General features: G+C 35.8%; 15 protein-coding genes. 2 read left to right on the forward strand and 13 right to left on the reverse strand.

Translation table 11 applies throughout. The features are described 5' to 3' along the window. Window positions 1–6 precede the first annotated feature (6 nt). Window positions 7–369, reverse strand: coding sequence for a DUF1304 domain-containing protein (locus tag ACO05K_RS00310; RefSeq protein WP_421942479.1), 363 nt, complete (start codon window positions 367–369; stop codon window positions 7–9). 765 nt (window positions 370–1,134) lie between these two features. Between ACO05K_RS00310 and dnaK the strand changes: the two genes are divergently transcribed. Next, entirely contained in the window at window positions 1,135–3,039 is a 1,905-nt protein-coding gene (dnaK, locus tag ACO05K_RS00315; protein WP_421942480.1) for a molecular chaperone DnaK, read from the forward strand. A gap of 525 nt (window positions 3,040–3,564) precedes the next feature. On the opposite strand, the gene ACO05K_RS00320 is transcribed toward dnaK, so the two are convergent. From ACO05K_RS00320 to ACO05K_RS00375, 12 genes are all read right to left on the reverse strand, one after another. Further along, the gene (locus tag ACO05K_RS00320) at window positions 3,565–4,464 is read right to left on the reverse strand and encodes a nucleotidyltransferase family protein (protein ID WP_421942481.1); all 900 of its coding nucleotides are present in this window, start codon (window positions 4,462–4,464) and stop codon (window positions 3,565–3,567) included. Window positions 4,465–4,515: 51 nt separating this feature from the next. Continuing rightward, window positions 4,516–5,178, reverse strand: a complete 663-nt coding sequence (locus tag ACO05K_RS00325) for a hypothetical protein (RefSeq protein ID WP_421942482.1) — start codon at window positions 5,176–5,178, stop codon at window positions 4,516–4,518. Further along, on the reverse strand, window positions 5,179–5,844 hold the full coding sequence (locus ACO05K_RS00330) for a hypothetical protein (protein ID WP_421942483.1): 666 nt from the start codon (window positions 5,842–5,844) through the stop codon (window positions 5,179–5,181). A gap of 25 nt (window positions 5,845–5,869) precedes the next feature. After that, window positions 5,870–7,444: a helicase HerA-like domain-containing protein gene (locus tag ACO05K_RS00335; RefSeq protein ID WP_421942484.1), complete on the reverse strand. Its 1,575-nt coding sequence runs from the start codon at window positions 7,442–7,444 to the stop codon at window positions 5,870–5,872. 175 nt (window positions 7,445–7,619) lie between these two features. Continuing rightward, window positions 7,620–8,495, reverse strand: coding sequence for a DnaJ C-terminal domain-containing protein (locus ACO05K_RS00340; protein ID WP_421942485.1), 876 nt, complete (start codon window positions 8,493–8,495; stop codon window positions 7,620–7,622). A gap of 131 nt (window positions 8,496–8,626) precedes the next feature. Continuing rightward, window positions 8,627–11,044, reverse strand: a complete 2,418-nt coding sequence (locus ACO05K_RS00345; RefSeq protein ID WP_421942486.1) for an alpha/beta hydrolase family protein — start codon at window positions 11,042–11,044, stop codon at window positions 8,627–8,629. A 109-nt stretch (window positions 11,045–11,153) separates the two neighbouring features. Next, window positions 11,154–11,570, reverse strand: coding sequence for a DUF1801 domain-containing protein (locus ACO05K_RS00350; RefSeq protein WP_421942487.1), 417 nt, complete (start codon window positions 11,568–11,570; stop codon window positions 11,154–11,156). Between the two features lie 83 nt (window positions 11,571–11,653). Further along, window positions 11,654–12,769: a M42 family metallopeptidase gene (locus tag ACO05K_RS00355; RefSeq protein WP_421942488.1), complete on the reverse strand. Its 1,116-nt coding sequence runs from the start codon at window positions 12,767–12,769 to the stop codon at window positions 11,654–11,656. A 115-nt stretch (window positions 12,770–12,884) separates the two neighbouring features. Then, window positions 12,885–13,292: a GNAT family N-acetyltransferase gene (locus ACO05K_RS00360; protein WP_421942489.1), complete on the reverse strand. Its 408-nt coding sequence runs from the start codon at window positions 13,290–13,292 to the stop codon at window positions 12,885–12,887. After that, the gene (locus tag ACO05K_RS00365; protein ID WP_421942490.1) at window positions 13,292–13,873 is read right to left on the reverse strand and encodes a hypothetical protein; all 582 of its coding nucleotides are present in this window, start codon (window positions 13,871–13,873) and stop codon (window positions 13,292–13,294) included. Before ACO05K_RS00365 ends, ACO05K_RS00360 begins: the two co-directional genes overlap by 1 nt. Window positions 13,874–13,889: 16 nt before the next feature. Continuing rightward, window positions 13,890–15,053: an MFS transporter gene (locus tag ACO05K_RS00370; RefSeq protein ID WP_421942491.1), complete on the reverse strand. Its 1,164-nt coding sequence runs from the start codon at window positions 15,051–15,053 to the stop codon at window positions 13,890–13,892. Between the two features lie 108 nt (window positions 15,054–15,161). Next, the gene (locus tag ACO05K_RS00375) at window positions 15,162–16,703 is read right to left on the reverse strand and encodes an acyl-CoA carboxylase subunit beta (protein ID WP_421942492.1); all 1,542 of its coding nucleotides are present in this window, start codon (window positions 16,701–16,703) and stop codon (window positions 15,162–15,164) included. 338 nt (window positions 16,704–17,041) lie between these two features. Between ACO05K_RS00375 and ACO05K_RS00380 the strand changes: the two genes are divergently transcribed. Continuing rightward, entirely contained in the window at window positions 17,042–17,344 is a 303-nt protein-coding gene (locus ACO05K_RS00380) for a hypothetical protein (protein ID WP_421942493.1), read from the forward strand. Window positions 17,345–17,389: the final 45 nt, after the last annotated feature.

Below are 17,389 nucleotides of genomic sequence, written 5' to 3' on the forward strand. Positions count from 1 at the left end.
TTTTATTTATTTCACATGCAATAATATTAATGCGACTAAAGCAGGAATTGATTGTACGTAAAGAATCCTTTTACTGGCGGTAGCTGCTCCGTAAATTCCGGCGATGATTACACAGGTTAAAAAGAAAATCGCTACATAAAATCTCCAATGATGATCCTCAATTAACAAAGACCAGATTAAACCAGCCGCTAAGAAACCGTTATATAATCCTTGATTTGCCGCAAGTGTTTTAGTTGGCGCAAATAATTCTTTTGGTATGGTTTTAAAAACTTTAGGTGCTTTAGTAGTCCATGCGAACATTTCGAGCCATAAAATGTAGATGTGAATTGCGGCTACTAAGCCGATTATGATTTGTGCGACTAATTGCATTTAGTTTGGTTTTAAGATTGAAGATACAATTAATTTAGGTTATTCTTTGCTGTTGGTTTTAAAGGTTTTTTTTTTGTCTTAGCCAGACAGGTTTTTCCACTTTTTCTTGATAAAAAGTGGAGCAAAAATCAAGGCTTGAGAAGCTTTGTTGCAAATCCTCAACAAATCTTTAGGCGTAATCCTAAGCTGTGTTAAAGTTTGTACAGTTTGAAAGTTGGTGCAACACTCGTAGGATTTCTTATTTCAGTGGTTGTATTAATGAAACTTCGCCAAAGATTTATTGGTCTTTACTTCCAAATCTTCTAAGGCCGATTCTCGCAGCTTTGAAAAGTTTGTGATTTACATTCTTTAGTAGAAATTTGGTTTCTGCAATGTCCAACTCCCCTCCTTATTTTCAAGGAGAGTCTATCCCGAATATTCGGGAGGCGGGGGTGGTTTTTATGGGATATAGTTTTCTTTCCAAAAGCTATAAACTTTGTTAATAAACCCGATGGCAACGAAGTAAAGCGGACAGCGGGACGGGTGTTCCCGAAGAGATTCGAACTTCCATTTTCAAAGAAATAAATTAATGGCTTTAGCCCTTCGACTTTGAACTTTAATCTTTCAGCTTAGTCTTCTTTCTGTCATGCTGTCAGTCATATTCATCAGGTTTTTTTACATTTTATCAGTCTTTTGTCCTTATTTTCTGCCAAAAACCAATTGGCACAAGCATTGTTTAATACGAGGAAATTACAATACTTTAAAAAAGAGAAAATACAAAATACAATGGGAAAAATTATTGGAATAGACTTAGGAACAACAAACTCTTGCGTGAGCGTAATGGAGGGCAACGAGCCTGTAGTTATTGCGAACAGTGAGGGTAAACGTACTACACCGTCTATTGTTGCTTTTGCAGAAAACGGTGAACGTAAGGTTGGCGAGCCGGCTAAACGTCAGGCTATAACTAACCCAACAAAAACGATTTATTCGGTTAAACGCTTTATGGGTAACAGCTACGACGAAAGTGCTAAAGAAGCTGGACGCGTACCTTATAAAGTTATTAAAGGCGATAACAACACACCACGTGTTGAAATCGACGACAGAAAATATACTCCACAAGAAATTTCTGCAATGATTTTGCAGAAAATGAAAAAAACTGCTGAAGATTTCTTGGGTCAAGAAGTTACTGAGGCGGTTATTACCGTACCGGCTTATTTTAACGATGCACAACGTCAGGCTACGAAAGAAGCTGGCGAAATTGCTGGTTTAAATGTAAAACGTATTATTAACGAGCCAACTGCAGCTGCTTTAGCTTATGGTTTAGATAAAGCACACAAAGACATGAAAATTGTTGTGTTTGACTGTGGTGGTGGTACGCATGACGTTTCTGTTTTAGAATTAGGTGATGGCGTTTTCGAAGTAAAATCTACTGATGGTGATACTCACTTAGGTGGTGATGACTTTGACCACGTAATTATCGATTGGTTAACAGAAGAGTTTAAAAACGAAAACAGCATGGACCTTGCAAAAGATCCGATGGCGTTACAACGTTTAAAAGAAGCTGCTGAGAAAGCTAAAATCGAGTTATCTAGCACAACTTCTACTGAAATTAATTTGCCATACATTACTGCTGATGCTAGCGGCCCGAAACACTTAGTACGTACTTTAACTCGTGCTAAATTTGAGCAATTAGCTGATAGCTTAATTAAACGTACTATCGACCCATGTAAATCTGCATTAAAAAATGCTGGTTTAAGCACAAGCGATATCGACGAAATTATCTTAGTTGGTGGTTCAACTCGTATTCCTGCAATTCAGGATGCTGTTAAAGCTTTCTTCGGTAAAGAGCCAAGTAAAGGTGTTAACCCTGATGAAGTTGTAGCAATTGGTGCTGCTATTCAAGGTGGTGTTTTAACTGGTGATGTGAAAGATGTATTATTATTAGATGTTACTCCATTATCATTAGGTATCGAAACTATGGGTGGTGTAATGACTAAATTAATCGAGTCTAACACAACTATCCCAACTAAAAAATCTGAGACTTTCTCAACTGCAGCTGATAACCAGCCTTCAGTAGAAATCCACATTTTACAAGGTGAGCGCCCAATGGCTGGTCAAAACCGTACAATTGGTCGTTTCATTTTAGATGGTATTCCACCAGCACCTCGTGGTGTGCCTCAAGTAGAAGTATCTTTTGATATTGATGCTAACGGTATTTTACACGTAAGTGCAAAAGATAAAGCAACTGGTAAAGAGCAAAAAATCCGTATCGAAGCTTCTTCAGGTTTAACTGACGCTGAGATTCAGAAAATGAAGCAAGAAGCTGAAGCAAACGCAGAAGCTGATGCAAAAGCTAAAGAAGAAGTTGAAAAAATCAATGGTGCTGATGCTTTAATTTTCTCAACTGAGAAACAATTAAAAGAGTTTGGTGAGAAATTATCTGCTGATAAAAAAGCGCCAATCGAAGCTGGTTTAGAGAAATTAAAAGCAGCACACGCATCTCGTAACTTCGCAGATATCGATGCAGCTCAGGCTGAATTGCAAAATGCATGGAATGCAGCATCTGAGGAAATGTACAAAGATGGCGGTCAGCCTCAAGGTGGTGAGCAACCACAAGCTGATGGTCAGCCTCAAGGTGGCGGTGATAACGTTACTGATGTTGACTTCGAAGAAGTGAAAGAAGAGAAATAAGTCTTGAGTCTTCAGTCCTAAGTCGGAAGTCTTGGGAGGATAAAAATAGAAAGCGTTTCTGATTAAGTTCAGGAACGCTTTTTTGCTTTAATGCCTTTCCTGACCATTTTCGTCATTGCGAGGTACGAAGCAATCCTAAAGCTGTAGCTAATTATGTTTTTTTCAAAACAATTTACCATTTAAGGAACCTTAGGTTCTTTTAAGCTCATTGCCTTATATGGTAAAAAAAAATGAAAATCAAAGTTTCATTACACTTCGGAAACAGCAGTCCCGCCATTCGCTACAATCTTTTCAACTTCTGTCATGCTGAGGCACGAAGCATCTGTTTCATCGGTTGCAGATGCTTCGTGCCTCAGCATGACACTATATTGAAGGTTACTGCAAACAAAAAGTATTTCCGCTGCTGTCGGGTTTAAAGTTAAAGGACGTAGCTTTTGGGTTGGTTTTAATAGCGATTAGCTATAACAAAAAAGGTTCAGTTAATTTTAACTGAACCTTTTACATAATTTAAAGAATGGAATAATCTTAATTCCAAAGTTTTTCAGGATATGTTCCGTTTTTAACCAATTGGTCAATACTATCCTGAACGTAAGGCTTATCTTCTTTATAAGTTACGCCAAACCATTTGTTAGATGTTGGAACAACTTTGAAAGTTGCTTCTCCAGTTTTAACTAAATTTTCGCCAATTAATGGAATAAAAAATTCAGCTTTAGGTTTATCCTTGTTTGCCAATGCAAATTCTACAAATAATTTCTCAGTAATATTAAATACTGATGGTGTGAAACCCCAGAAATTCATCGATACAGGAGTATCAAAACTTAATGGAAACTCTTCGCCATCTTCTTCGTAATAGATTTTACCATCTTTAGGGTAAACTTTGGTACGCTCAATAATTTCATCAAGATTACCAGCATCATCTACTTTACAAACCCCACGAGATACAGCACCAAATTCTGAAAGTGTTTTACCAACCTCATAACCAATGATAGAAAAATTGCTATCATTAGCTTCATCATTTAAGAAATCTACCATTTTTTTAAAAGCATCAAAACCATAATAATCATCAGCATTGATTACGCAAAACGGTTCTTTAACAACTTTTCTGCCAGATAAAATTGCATGAGCAGTTCCCCAAGGTTTTTCTCTGTAAATTTCTTCTTCTATACCAAATTGCTTTAAATCAAAATTTTGAAAAACATAATCAGTTTCAATTTTACCATTAAGTTTTGGCTCAAAAATAGATTTAAAGTTTTCTACAAATTCTTCTTTGATGATAAATACAACTTTGCCAAATCCGGCTTTAATTGCATCATAAATAGAATAATCAATAATGGTTTCTCCATTCGGACCAAAACCATCGATCTGCTTCATGCTTCCGTAACGGCTTGCCATCCCAGCAGCCAATATTAATAAAGTAGGTTTCATATTGTTATTTAATTGTGCTAATCAATTTTTTGATTAGCTAGGGCGTTTGATTTATTTGTTTGAGTATGTAAAAATTTTTTCTAAGTCTGCATCACTTTTAAAATCAACCTTCTGATTTTTTAAATATTCATTAAGCTGATTTTCTTTATCCTCAAATAAAGCTAAAATTGATTTCTTATTTGGTGCAATTTTACTAAAAATTCCGTTTTTAAGTGAATAATAGCTATATGTTGTGTTAAATGTTTTATTAACTACTGCTGAGCCATATTGTTTTGATTCAGTGATAGATTTATTAACTTTTTTGTACAAACCTATTTTGCCACGATTAATGATTTGAAAAAACGATGATGTGCTTAATGCATCGACAGCCGGAAGTCCATTCTTGTAAATTAAAGTATTACCAGTTTTACCATCGTTAATTTCAAATTCGGCAACAGGTTCCGCAAAGTGCATCATTTTACCTGCATCAACAAAAACCAATTTATCCTCCATTAAATCATATCTTAAAGAATCATATTGGTAATGTTTACCGTTTTTAAGCGTAACTTTTCCTTTCGACCATTTATCTATCAAGTAGGGTGAGCCTTCCACATCAGTATATTTCTTTTCTTTAATTGGCGTTCTGATTACATCACCAAAAGGAAGAATTTCATACTGAGCTTTAGCTAAAAATGGAGCAAGTAATACACAAAGAAATAAAAATCTGTAAATCATTTAATTAAGCTGATTTATAAAATCAAATAATTTTTTTAAATCACCATCATTTTTGAAATTGGTATTATTTTGCTGGATAAATTCTGTGATTTCTTTTTCTTTAGTGGGAACCAAACTTACAACAGATTTTTTTGAAGGACTTATTTTATTAAGCTTAGCATCTTTATGTATGTAATATGTTGCTGAGGTTGGCTTGAAGGTTTTATTCATTGCTCCACTATATGCTTTATTTTCAACTGTAGAAATATTATGTTTTTTGTAAAGAGTAATTTTGCCAACGGCAATATTTTCTAAAAACCCTGGGCTAGATATATTTTCACTCTTTGGAAATCCATTGGTAAATTTTATTGGTAAAGTAGAATTGGAAGGCATGATTTCAAACTCTAATACCGGGTCAGCAAAATACATTGAATCTCCTTTAGAAGTCTGAAAAAGCAATTTTTCTGAAACCACATCATATTTCAAAAACATGTCTCTTGTAACTTGCCCGTTAGTTGTTTTTACAGTGCCTTTAGCCCAATAATTATATAAATATGGAGTTCCTGTTACATCTCCGTAAGGTTTTGCTGCAATAAGCCCGCCTCGGCTATCTGTAATCATTGGACTGGTAACTTGGGCAATGGCTGAGCCTGAAATAAGTGTTAAAGCGATAATTAGTAATTTCATAGTATATATATTAAATGTTTAAGATTTAAAATCCAAATAAGCCACCGCCACTTTTGGTACGTGTTTTCTTTCCGGTTAGCATTCCAAATAAGCCACGAACAATTTCTTTACCTATTTGACGGGTAATTGTAGCGCCCATAACTTTTTCAATTATACTTTTTTCTCCCTGTCGTGGTTTACTTTCTATTTCTTCCTGTTTTTTGGCTTCAGCCTCTTGCTTAACCTGTTCTTCTACTGCAATTTGTTCGTTAATTCGTTTTGTTAGAATATCATAAGCACTTTCCGGGTCGATAGTGTCTTTATACTTCCCATACATGCTACTTGCAGTAACTAACTTGTCAAAATCTGCAGCAGTTAGCGGCCCCATTACTGCTCTTGGTGGTGTAAGCATTGTAGCCGAAACTTCTGTAGGAATACCTTTTTCGTTCAATACAGTTACTAAAGCCTGACCCGTTCCTAGAGAAGTAAGCACTTTATCAATTTGATAAAAATCAGATTTTGGATATGTATTAACAGTTTTTTTCAATGCATCCACATCGTTCGGTGTAAATGCTCTCAAAGCGTGTTGAACACGATTACCTAATTGTCCCAATACACTTTCTGGAATATCGGTTGGTGCTTGCGTACAGAAAAATACACCTACACCCTTAGAGCGAATTAAACGGATAATCGTTTCAATTTGCTCTAAAAACGTTTTTGATGAGTTATTAAAAAGTAAATGTGCTTCATCAAAAAAGAAAACGAGTTTGGGTTTATCTAAATCGCCAACTTCTGGTAAAGTGTTAAATAATTCGGCTAATAAGCTTAATAGAAAAGTCGAATATAAAACAGGTTGATTTTGAACATCAGCGATATTTAAAAGGCTTATAACACCTTTGCCATCTACACGCTCAAACAAATCATCTGCATCAAAAGATTTTTCGCCAAACATTCCAGCCAAACCTTGTTGTTCAATTGCAACAATTTTTCGAAGAATTGTGCCGGATGTTGCTGTAGAAATGCTGCCGTAGCTATCTTTTATTTCTTTGGCACCTGCACCTTCAGATAGGTAAGAAAGTAGCTTCTTTAGGTCGTTTAAATCGATAACTGGCATTTTATTATCGTCGGCATATTTAAAAATTACCGCCATAACGCCACTTTGGGTATCGTTTAAATCAAGTACTTTCGATAATAAGGTTGGTCCAAATTCTAAAACTGTAGCACGCATTTGTGCCCCTAACTTACCCGATAATGAATAAACTTCTATTGGGAAACCTGTCGGAGCAAAAGGTTTATTTAATTGTTTTGCTCTTTCCCCAATTTTTGGATTTATACTGCCTGCTTGATTCAAACCCGATAAATCGCCTTTAACATCAAGCATAAAAACCGGAACTCCGGCATCTGAAAGTTGTTCTGCTAATAATTGTAAAGTTCTGGTTTTACCGGTTCCTGTTGCTCCGGCAATTAATCCGTGTCTATTCATCATTTTTAATGATAAATTAACTTCCGCTTCACCATAAACTTCTCCGTCTAATATTCCTGCTCCAAGGTAAATGTAAGAGCCTTGAGGAGCGTAAGATGCTTTTATTTTTTCTATAAATTTTGACGAGGATTCGCTCATTGTAATAATTTTTAAAGCACCAATTTAGTAAACTAATATTAAAATAATGTTTTTTTATTAGCACTAAATATAGAATGATAGAAATTACCGCTGAGGATTGAGTTTAAATAATGTTGTAATTAAGAAAAGATATTCTTCTTTTAGATTTCAATACAAAACATTCACTAAAAGCTATTTAGAGCTTGGATAATTTCTCAAACAATTCTTTTTGCTCGGTATTTAAGTTTTTTGGAATTTTTATCTGCCATTTAATATATAAATCGCCAAACTGATTCTCTTTTTTGTAAACAGGAAAGCCTTTACCTTTTAATCTTAGTGTTGTGTCTGGTTGTGTTCCTGCGGGGATATTAAGTTTTACTTTGCCACTCAGGGTTTCAACAATTTTTTCTCCACCCAATATTGCAGTATATAAATCTACGTGTTCATCTATGTAAATATCGTTGCCCTTACGCTTAAATTTTGGATGTTCGGTAATGTTAAAGGATATAAATAAATCTCCGGCCGGACCATGGTTTGGTCCTGGTGCGCCATAACCTGGTAACTTTATCTTTTGCCCATTTTCTACACCTGCCGGGATGGTAATACGGACTTGCTTGCCATTTACAGTTAATGTTTGCTTATGTGTGGTGTAAGCATCAAGCAAATCTAGATTTAGCTCTGATGTGTAATCCTGTCCTTTAAATGGAGAACGTGAGCTACTTCTCGAACCACCACCTCCAAACATTGACGAAAAAAAATCAGAGAAATCTTCTCCACCAAAACCCGAAAAACCGCCTCTTCCACGACTTTGAGATTGACGTTGTTGCTGTCCGCCAAAAGCATCTGCATGTTGCCAGTTTTGACCGTATTGGTCATACTTTTTCCTTTTTTCTGGGTCACTTAAAACTTCATTTGCCTCATTAATTTGCTGAAATTTTTGCTTCGCTTCTTCGTTATTGGCGTTTACATCCGGATGGTATTTTCTGGCTAATTTTCGGTAAGCTTTTTTTATTTCGTCTGCCGATGCATCTTTTTTAATCTCGAGAACTTTATAGTAATCTATATAAGCCATAATAACTGAAGCGGATAATTTTATGTGGTTAATTGGGAATGTAAAAATAGACAATACAATTAAGGATAGCGAACGCTGTAAAAAATAAATGCCCCGATTTTTTCGGGGCATTTATAAAACAATAACTTATTTTATTTCTTGTTTTTTACATATTTTTCAAGCCATTGGTCTTGCTCCCAAAGTACGTGAAGAATATTTTCTTTACCTCGATATCCGTGTGCTTCGAAAGGCATAAAAACAAATCGAACCGTACCGCCTAAACCTTTAATCGCTGCAAATAAACGTTCGCTGTTAATCGGGTAGGTACCAGTGTTATCATCAGAATCACCATGAATTAATAATAGTGGTGTTTTAATTTTATCTGCATAACTAAACGGACTCATTTCATAATACATTTGAGGTGCTTGCCAATACGTTCTATCCTCGTTTTGGAAACCAAATGGTGTTAAAGTACGGTTGTATGCACCGCTTCTTGCAATTCCTGCTGCAAATAAATTGGTGTGCGCTAATAAATTGGCAGTCATGAATGCGCCATAGCTATGTCCACCAACGGCCATACGTTTTCTATCACCAACACCTAAATCAGATAATTTATTAATCGCAGCTTCTGCGTTTAAACTTAACTGGTCAACAAAAGTATCATTAGGTTTTTTGCCATCTTTAGCAACAATTGGCATTTCTGCATTATCTAAAACTGCATAACCACGAGTTACCCAGTAAATCGGTGAACCCCAAGAAATTGTAGTAAACCTATCTTTAGAACCACGAATTTGGGCTGCATCAGTAGCTGAGTTAAACTCACGAGGATAAGCCCAGATTACTGCCGGAAGTGGTCCGTCTTTTTCTTTGTTGTAACCTTTTGGTAAATATAAATCACCCGTTAAATCTACGCCATCGGCACGTTTGTAAGATATTTTTTCTTTCGTAATTCCATCTAAAGAAGGATAAGGATTTCCAAAGGAAGTTACCGGTCTATCCGCTATGCGTAACACTAAATTTTTAATGTAATAGTTTGGAACCAGCTTCTGACTTTCCTTACGCGTTAATAAAATAAGTTTATCTGCATCGATAACATCACTAACATATTCGTAAGTTCCTTCTGCGCTACGCCAGATAATTTCATTCTTTTTTGTAGCTAAATCAAATTTCGCAAGGAAAGGTAAATCTCCTTTTTCTGATGAACCCACAACATTATTCATTAATAATTTTGTGCCATTATCTACTAAATGAATTACCGAACGACCATATTTGTTTTTGGTAGTAACCGGAGAACCTGGATTACCATAAGCATCAGTTTGATTACGAGTGTAAAGTTCTTCAAGTTTTCCTGTTGATGGATTGTAAATGCTTACTTTATTTGTCTGCTTACTACGTAAACCTTCCATAACCAAAGCTAAATTAGCATTACCCCATTGTACACCACGGTAACGGGTTTCGGTTTTGAAAAGCTCTTTTTCTGTTCCAGTAAATGGTGCGCTTAAAGCGTAAACAGCATCATGAAATGGAACATTTTTCTTAATCAATCCACTATCTAGTGGTTTTGCCCAGGTAATAGTTGCAGGTTCATCATCTCTCCAGCTAAAACCACGAGGTACATTTTGTGTATTGTCATAACCTGAAGGTGTACCTTCTGCTGATGGAAGTTCTGCCAAAACTTTAACGGCTTTTCCGGTTAAATCTGTAATCGTCATTGTTGATGGAAATCCTCCGGCAGTTACTAAATAAGAAAATGGTTTGCGGATGGTTTCTACCAACATATAGGTTTTATCAGGAGATAAACTTACCGAACCATAAATTGCAGGTTTGCCAATCGGTGTTTCTAAACCTGCGGTGTTTTTTACCAATTGAGAAGTACCATAAAATTCGAAAAGTTGCTCATCGAATGGAGATTTAATTAAATCCTGGTAAGTTGGACTAGGCGCTGCCTTGCCTAAATTTTGCTGAACAGTTGGTCCTTTTGGCATTAATGGTTTTACCGGAGCTGCGCTTGCAGGCTTGGTAACTGCTCTGTACACAATCGTGTTATCGTTTAACCAAGTTAAACCACTACCTAAAACAGTATTTAAAAATGCTTTATTGGTTTTGGTGGCTTTTTTTGTAGCTAAATCAATAATGTATAAATCAACACCTTTTTGAGTAGTGTTGGTAAAAGCAATTTTGTTTTGAGCAGGATTCCAGCTGATGTTTCCTGCATATAATGGTGTTGGCAAACCAGTAATTGGGAAAGTTTTATCTGTTTTAATGTTTTTAACCGAAAAGTTATTGATGTAGTTTTGACGACTTGGAGCGTAATTATTCGGGTTTAAACGCATTCCGGCAATACGATATTCCGGCATCGCCAATTCTTCTACCGAAGGGTAAGAATTTCTTTCGCTGAATAAAATCCATTCTGCTTTATCATCAATGCTTACGCCAGGCGTTGGTTTTGCAAGCAATAAATCGGCGATTTCTTTTGGTGGTGTTTGATAGCTAACAGCATCCTGCGCAGCAGTATTTAAAGAAACACATGCGCCTGCTATTAAAAAATAGAGGTGTAGTTTTTTTATCATAATTAGGGTTAGTTAAGTTTATTCGATTGAATAACCAAATATGCGAATTTAATAAATAAGCCCTTGTTGCGTAACCGCTAATTTACATTTTTATAGGCTTATGAATAGATTAGCAACGTCTTTCTCCGGTATCAATTAGTGAGTTTTCAATCATCTTTTTTAAAATATCCGAATTAACGTCACTAAGTTTTTTAACGTAAATACAGGCTTTACCGGTTTTATGTTTTCCAAATTGAGATAAGAGCAGTTCTCGGTCTGGAAATTCCGAAGATAGGTAAAGTGCAAAAGCATCTTTTCTTGGTGAAAAGCCAACTATTGGTGCATCGCCTTCGCGACCGCTTTCGTATTTGTAATGATAAGTGCCAAAACCAATTATTGCAGTTCCCCACATTTTTGCCTTAAAGGATGATAATTCTTCGAATAAACTAACCAAGCTAAAAGCATCATTACGTTTGGTCTCATCATCAATTGCGTTGAGGAAATTAGTTACACTATTCTCGTTTTCTGTTGTTTTATTTTGAGCCATAATTATATCTGTTTGGTAAAACAAGTTATAAAAAAAGGCTTGAAGAATTAACTTCAAGCCTAAAATATTATTGATGTTTAAGACTATTTAAACTCTCTAAAGTCTTGTCCGTCTTTAATGTTTAGTAAGCTTTCATAAATTAAGCTGATAACATTATCAACGTCTTCTTTATGTACCATTTCTACAGTTGTGTGCATGTAACGCAATGGTAAAGAAATTAATGCTGAAGGAACACCGCCATTTGAGTACGCAAAAGCATCTGTATCCGTTCCGGTAGAACGTGATGAAGCCTGACGTTGGAATGGAATTTCATTTTTCTCAGCAGTTTTAATTAACAACTTATTCAGGTTTGTTTGAACAGCAGGAGCGTAAGAAACTACCGGACCTTTACCAGATGATAAATCGCCTTGTGTGTTCTTATTAATCATTGGTGTAGTTGTATCATGCGTTACATCGGTTACGATGGCAACATTAGGTTTAATGCGTTGAGCAATCATTTCTGCCCCTCGTAAACCAATTTCTTCTTGAACTGAGTTTACGATATATAAACCGAACGGAAGTTTTTTCTTATTCTCTTTCAATAATCTTGCAACTTCGGCAATCATAAAACCACCAACACGGTTATCCAAAGCACGACCAACATAGTAACGGTCGTTTAAAATCATAAACTCATCTTCGTAGGTAATTACGCAACCAACATGAATGCCTAATTTTTCTACTTCTTCTTTAGATGTGCAACCACAATCTAAAAAGATATTTTTAAGTTCAGGAGCTTGTTCTTTTTCGCCGTGGCGGGTATGAATTGCCGGCCAGCCGAAAACAGCTTTAACCAAACCTTTTTCTGTATGGATGTTTACACGTTTTGATGGTGCAATCTGGTGGTCTGAACCTCCATTGCGGATTACATAAATTAAACCATCATTCGTGATATAATTCACATACCATGAAATTTCATCAGCATGTGCTTCGATAACAACCTTATATTCTGCTTTTGGGTTAATTACGCCAACTGCAGTTCCGTAATTATCAATAAAATGCTCATCGATATAAGGTTTTAGATAATTTAACCAGAGCTTTTGTCCTTCCCATTCGTAACCAGTTGGGGCAGGGTTATTAATATACGCTTCTAAAAACTGAAGTGATTTTTTTGTCACAACAGCTACGTGTTTTTTCTTTTCGTCTTCTTTTTTCTTAGCCATATTTATTTATGATTTTAGATTTACGACTTCAGATTGACAGGACGCCAACCTAATTCCTAAACCTAACTTTATTTATTTCTAAATTCTTTTAAATCGTATTTCGTAAATCTATAATCTAAAATTCCAATTCCATTACAACATAATCGTTTCCATCTTTTGAAAATCGGTTATGCGTTTCATGGAATCCAAATTTATAATAAAATTCGGTAGCATTTACACGGGCGTTACACCAGAGCTTAGAAGCTTTTTGAATTTTACAAAAATCTATCAAATATTCCATCAAAACTTTGCCATAACCTTTTTTTTGGTCATTTGGAAGCACAGCTAATTTGCGAAATTGGTAAATATCACCTTCGTTAAATAAAGATACCACGCCAGTTAGTTTATGTTCGGCGTATAATCCAAAATGTATGCCATCAAAATCATCTTTCAGTTTAACTAAGTCGAAAGGAGCATCGGGATACATACTCTCGTGTCGGATGCGCCAGGTTAATGATGGAAAAATTTGTTCAACAACAACCATTAAAGTAAATAATTAAAGCCAAACCTAAATAGAACAGAAACTCTGCTATGTTTAAAATCAGTCTGGAAAGATGGACCAATTGCCAGCTCAGTATTCACATTTTCCATGATGTTATTCTGAAATCCCCAAACTGGAGAAAAAGAGTGAACAAAGTTTGTTGTATATCTTTTGTTTATTAAAATAGGCGTAATTAAATTGTATTCTGTACCGAAATAGTTGGCGCTGTTATTTTCTACGGTTTTTAATGCTTTTTGTCTTTTGACTAGGTTGTAATAATTTCTATAGCCGAACGATAAAACCGGAGCAAAATTTACAACGTTATCTATCCTTAAAATATCACTTGCATAAGCTGGTTGCTGCGGATGAAAAGGTACGACAACCTCAATGGCAGCGCCAAAATAGATACTTGATTGCTTGGAGATTTTTTGCTCCCTTTCAAATCCTGTACCTAAAATGTAAAGTTTATATTTTGTTAAGGATTTGATTTCTGGTGTTGGATTTTGAGCATCTTGTGCCATTCCATTTGCTGAAATAAAGTAAATTAGGAGGGATAATAGTCTTTGGGCTATCTTAAATTTCATGCATTGTCAAATTAGGTTAGTTTAGAAATTTTTTTCTGCTGTAGAATTTATAAATTAATATGTTCAAAATAATTATTGCTGTCATGCCATAGCAAAATAAAGCCCAACCGCCAGCATCCCATAACCATAAACCTAAAGCCGAACCGCAACTTGCGCCAATAAAACTAACCGACATAAATATCGTATTTAGTCTGTTCCTGGCCTCTGGAATCAAGGTGTAGATTCGGGTTTGGTTGGTTACGTGTATGGCCTGCTGACCAATATCTATCAGCACAATTCCAACTACAAATAAATACAAATGGCTTTTGGTAAAGTAAAATAAAGCAATGCTGATAATTTGCAAAATGAAGCCTATCATTAAATTTTTGCGTGGATTATTACCATCGCTTAACTTACCAACAAGTGGAGCAGCTAAAGCGCCAGCAGCACCTGCAATTCCAAATAAACCGATTTGTAAAGTTTGAAAGTTGAAAGGCGGGTTAGCCAGAAACAAAACCATTGTAGTCCAAAATGCACTGATAATTGCAAATGCCAGAAAATTTATAATAGATGTTTCGCGTAGAACAGGTTGGTGTTTTATATAACTAAACATAGAGCCCATTAGCTGTTTGTAATTCCCCTTAAACGATGGAACACTTTGCGGAAATCTCTTTGCCATCAAAATAATCAACAAAGCACAAATTGCTGCTGCTATATAGTACATCGCTCTCCAACCTAACCAAAAGCCTACACTTCCGCTAACTGCTCTCGATGCAAGAATACCAACCAGCAAACCACTCATAATTGCGCCAATATTTGCACCCCGATTTTCATCAGAACTTAAATTAGCAGCAAGTGGTAAGATAAGTTGCGGGACAATAGAGCAAGTACCAATCAAAACACTCGCTATTTCTAACAGTAAAAAACTTTTAGATAAAGCCGCTGATAATAGTGCAACTATAGCAAACCCTGTTATAATAAGAATCTGTTTTTTACGCTCAAACATATCGCCCAAAGGCACCAAGAGGAATAAACCAAAAGCATAACCAATTTGAGTTAAATAAGTAATACGGCCGGCTACGCTTTCTGTTAAGTTAAAATCTTTGGCAATTAAAATCACTAAAGGTTGACAGTAATAAATATTTGCTACAATTAAGCCTGTGCAAAAAGCCATTAAAAGGATGTCGATACGTTTTAACATTTAGTTTAGGATGTAAAATGTGAGATGGAATATGGATGATGGATAATGTATGAGGAAAATGCATCTGCCCTCCAACATCGTCCATCTTACCCCATACATCTTCCATCGTTACAAAGGTATGTTTCCGTGTTTCTTTCTCGGATTGTTTACCACTTTGTTTTCTAACATTTTAAAAGCTTTTATCAACTTCGTTCGGGTTTGAGCTGGTTCAATCACTTCATCAATAAAGCCTCTTTCGGCTGCACGATATGGATTTGCAAAAATATCCGAATATAATTTTTCTTTTTCAAGCCATTTTTCTTCAGGGTTTTCTGCTGATGATATTTCCTTTTTGAATATAATTTCTGCTGCGCCTTTTGCACCCATAACAGCAATTTCTGCACTTGGCCACGCATAATTCATATCAGCACCAATGTGTTTACTATTCATTACATCGTAAGCACCGCCGTAAGCTTTTCTGGTGATAACAGTTATGCGTGGAACAGTAGCTTCACTAAAGGCATACAATAATTTTGCACCATTGGTAATAATGCCATTCCATTCCTGGTCTGTGCCCGGAAGGAAGCCAGGTACATCTTCAAAAACCAATAATGGAATATTAAAACAATCGCAAAAACGCACAAAACGAGCAGCTTTTGTTGATGAGTTGCTATCTAAAACACCTGCTAAATAAGCTGGTTGATTCGCCACAATACCAATACTTCTACCTGCCAAACGGGTAAAGCCGACAACAATATTTTCAGCAAAATCTTTATGTACTTCTAAGAAACTGTCTGCATCAGCAACAGAAGAAATAATCTCTCTAATATCATAAGGCTGCGAAGCATTTTGAGGCATAAAAGTATTTAACTCTGGTCTGCTTTCATCTTCCTGTTCGTAAGGTAAATGTTCAGCAATTTCCTCGCAGTTTTGCGGCATGAAAGAAAGTAATTTCTTAACATGATTTATCGCCTCAATCTCATTAGCGCAGGCAAAATGCGTAACACCAGATTTTGTTGCATGCGTATTTGCGCCACCTAATTCTTCGGATGTAACCACTTCATGTGTTACCGTTTTAACAACGTTTGGGCCGGTTACAAACATATAAGAAGTTTGTTCAACCATTAAAATGAAATCGGTTATTGCGGGCGAATAAACTGCTCCTCCGGCACAAGGGCCCATAATTGCAGATAATTGCGGGATAACGCCTGAAGCCTGAACATTTTTATAGAAAATATCTGCATAACCACCTAATGATACCACACCTTCCTGAATACGTGCACCACCGCTATCGTTTAAACCAATTAATGGCGCACCGTTTTTCATGGCCATATCCATCAGCTTACAAATTTTTTCAGCATGGGTTTCTGATAGAGAACCACCAAAAACTGTAAAATCCTGAGAAAAAACATAAGTTAATCTACCATTAACCGTTCCATATCCGGTTACCACACCATCTCCCAAATATTTTTCACGTTCCATTCCAAAATCGGTGCTGCGGTGTGTAACCATCATTCCAATTTCTTCAAAACTGCCCTCGTCCATTAAAAAGTGAATCCGTTCACGGGCAGTTAATTTACCCTTTTTGTGTTGTGCATCAATTCTGTCTTGTCCGCCGCCAAGATTGGCTTTGTTAATCTTTTCCTGAAGTAAAGCAATTTTCTTATCCATATTCGGTTCGATAGGTTTTAAAATTAAAAATTAGTATTGGGAAAACAAGGTTTAGCCAGATGATAATTTCGAGATAATCAAAAATTAGAATTGAACATTAAATTGATATTAACAATCGTAATGCTTACAGTTTTTATTATTTGTATATTTATGTGATTGGTAATTGCTTGATTTTGTGTATTTTGAAATAACGATTTGGCTACATTACATTTTTTTTACAGCCTCTTGTATTGAAAAGTCAATAATCCGATTATTTTTGCAAGTACCGAGATTAAAATGAGATTAGAAAACAGCAGATGTTTTTAAGAAAATATAAATATATCATTGTCACAACCTTCATGCTTATCTTCATCGCGAAGATGGGTATTTCTGGTGCGCCAGTGTTTTATAGTTGTATCGACCGAGAAATTATGAAAGCTGTTATCATGCAAATTGAGTTAGAGCATGAGGGCGGGAAGGATACAACAAAAGATACCGCCAAATTTACCGATTTTAAAGTGGTTGAGCTTAATCACCCAATCTTATCTTACGAGTTTTCTTCTGGTCATTTCTTCCTTAAAAGTAGTTTTATAGAGCATTTTAAGCGATACGTAGAGCCATTTCATCCAACGGTTCCAACACCACCACCCAACTTTATCTAGTACATTTTTAGGCAATTTCAATTAGAACAACATTTTAAGCAGATG

The organism is Pedobacter sp. (assembly GCF_965227205.1).
GTDB lineage: Bacteria > Bacteroidota > Bacteroidia > Sphingobacteriales > Sphingobacteriaceae > Pedobacter.

Excerpts from the sequence above, each read along its gene's own strand:
- ACO05K_RS00310 (WP_421942479.1), bottom strand. The coding sequence starts at position 369 with ATGCAATTAGTCGCACAAATCATAATCGGCTTAGTAGCCGCAATTCAC.
- dnaK (WP_421942480.1), top strand. The coding sequence starts at position 1,135 with ATGGGAAAAATTATTGGAATAGACTTAGGAACAACAAACTCTTGCGTG.
- ACO05K_RS00320 (WP_421942481.1), bottom strand. The coding sequence starts at position 4,464 with ATGAAACCTACTTTATTAATATTGGCTGCTGGGATGGCAAGCCGTTAC.
- ACO05K_RS00325 (WP_421942482.1), bottom strand. The coding sequence starts at position 5,178 with ATGATTTACAGATTTTTATTTCTTTGTGTATTACTTGCTCCATTTTTA.
- ACO05K_RS00330 (WP_421942483.1), bottom strand. The coding sequence starts at position 5,844 with ATGAAATTACTAATTATCGCTTTAACACTTATTTCAGGCTCAGCCATT.
- ACO05K_RS00335 (WP_421942484.1), bottom strand. The coding sequence starts at position 7,444 with ATGAGCGAATCCTCGTCAAAATTTATAGAAAAAATAAAAGCATCTTAC.
- ACO05K_RS00340 (WP_421942485.1), bottom strand. The coding sequence starts at position 8,495 with ATGGCTTATATAGATTACTATAAAGTTCTCGAGATTAAAAAAGATGCA.
- ACO05K_RS00345 (WP_421942486.1), bottom strand. The coding sequence starts at position 11,044 with ATGATAAAAAAACTACACCTCTATTTTTTAATAGCAGGCGCATGTGTT.
- ACO05K_RS00350 (WP_421942487.1), bottom strand. The coding sequence starts at position 11,570 with ATGGCTCAAAATAAAACAACAGAAAACGAGAATAGTGTAACTAATTTC.
- ACO05K_RS00355 (WP_421942488.1), bottom strand. The coding sequence starts at position 12,769 with ATGGCTAAGAAAAAAGAAGACGAAAAGAAAAAACACGTAGCTGTTGTG.
- ACO05K_RS00360 (WP_421942489.1), bottom strand. The coding sequence starts at position 13,292 with ATGGTTGTTGTTGAACAAATTTTTCCATCATTAACCTGGCGCATCCGA.
- ACO05K_RS00365 (WP_421942490.1), bottom strand. The coding sequence starts at position 13,873 with ATGAAATTTAAGATAGCCCAAAGACTATTATCCCTCCTAATTTACTTT.
- ACO05K_RS00370 (WP_421942491.1), bottom strand. The coding sequence starts at position 15,053 with ATGTTAAAACGTATCGACATCCTTTTAATGGCTTTTTGCACAGGCTTA.
- ACO05K_RS00375 (WP_421942492.1), bottom strand. The coding sequence starts at position 16,703 with ATGGATAAGAAAATTGCTTTACTTCAGGAAAAGATTAACAAAGCCAAT.
- ACO05K_RS00380 (WP_421942493.1), top strand. The coding sequence starts at position 17,042 with ATGCTTATCTTCATCGCGAAGATGGGTATTTCTGGTGCGCCAGTGTTT.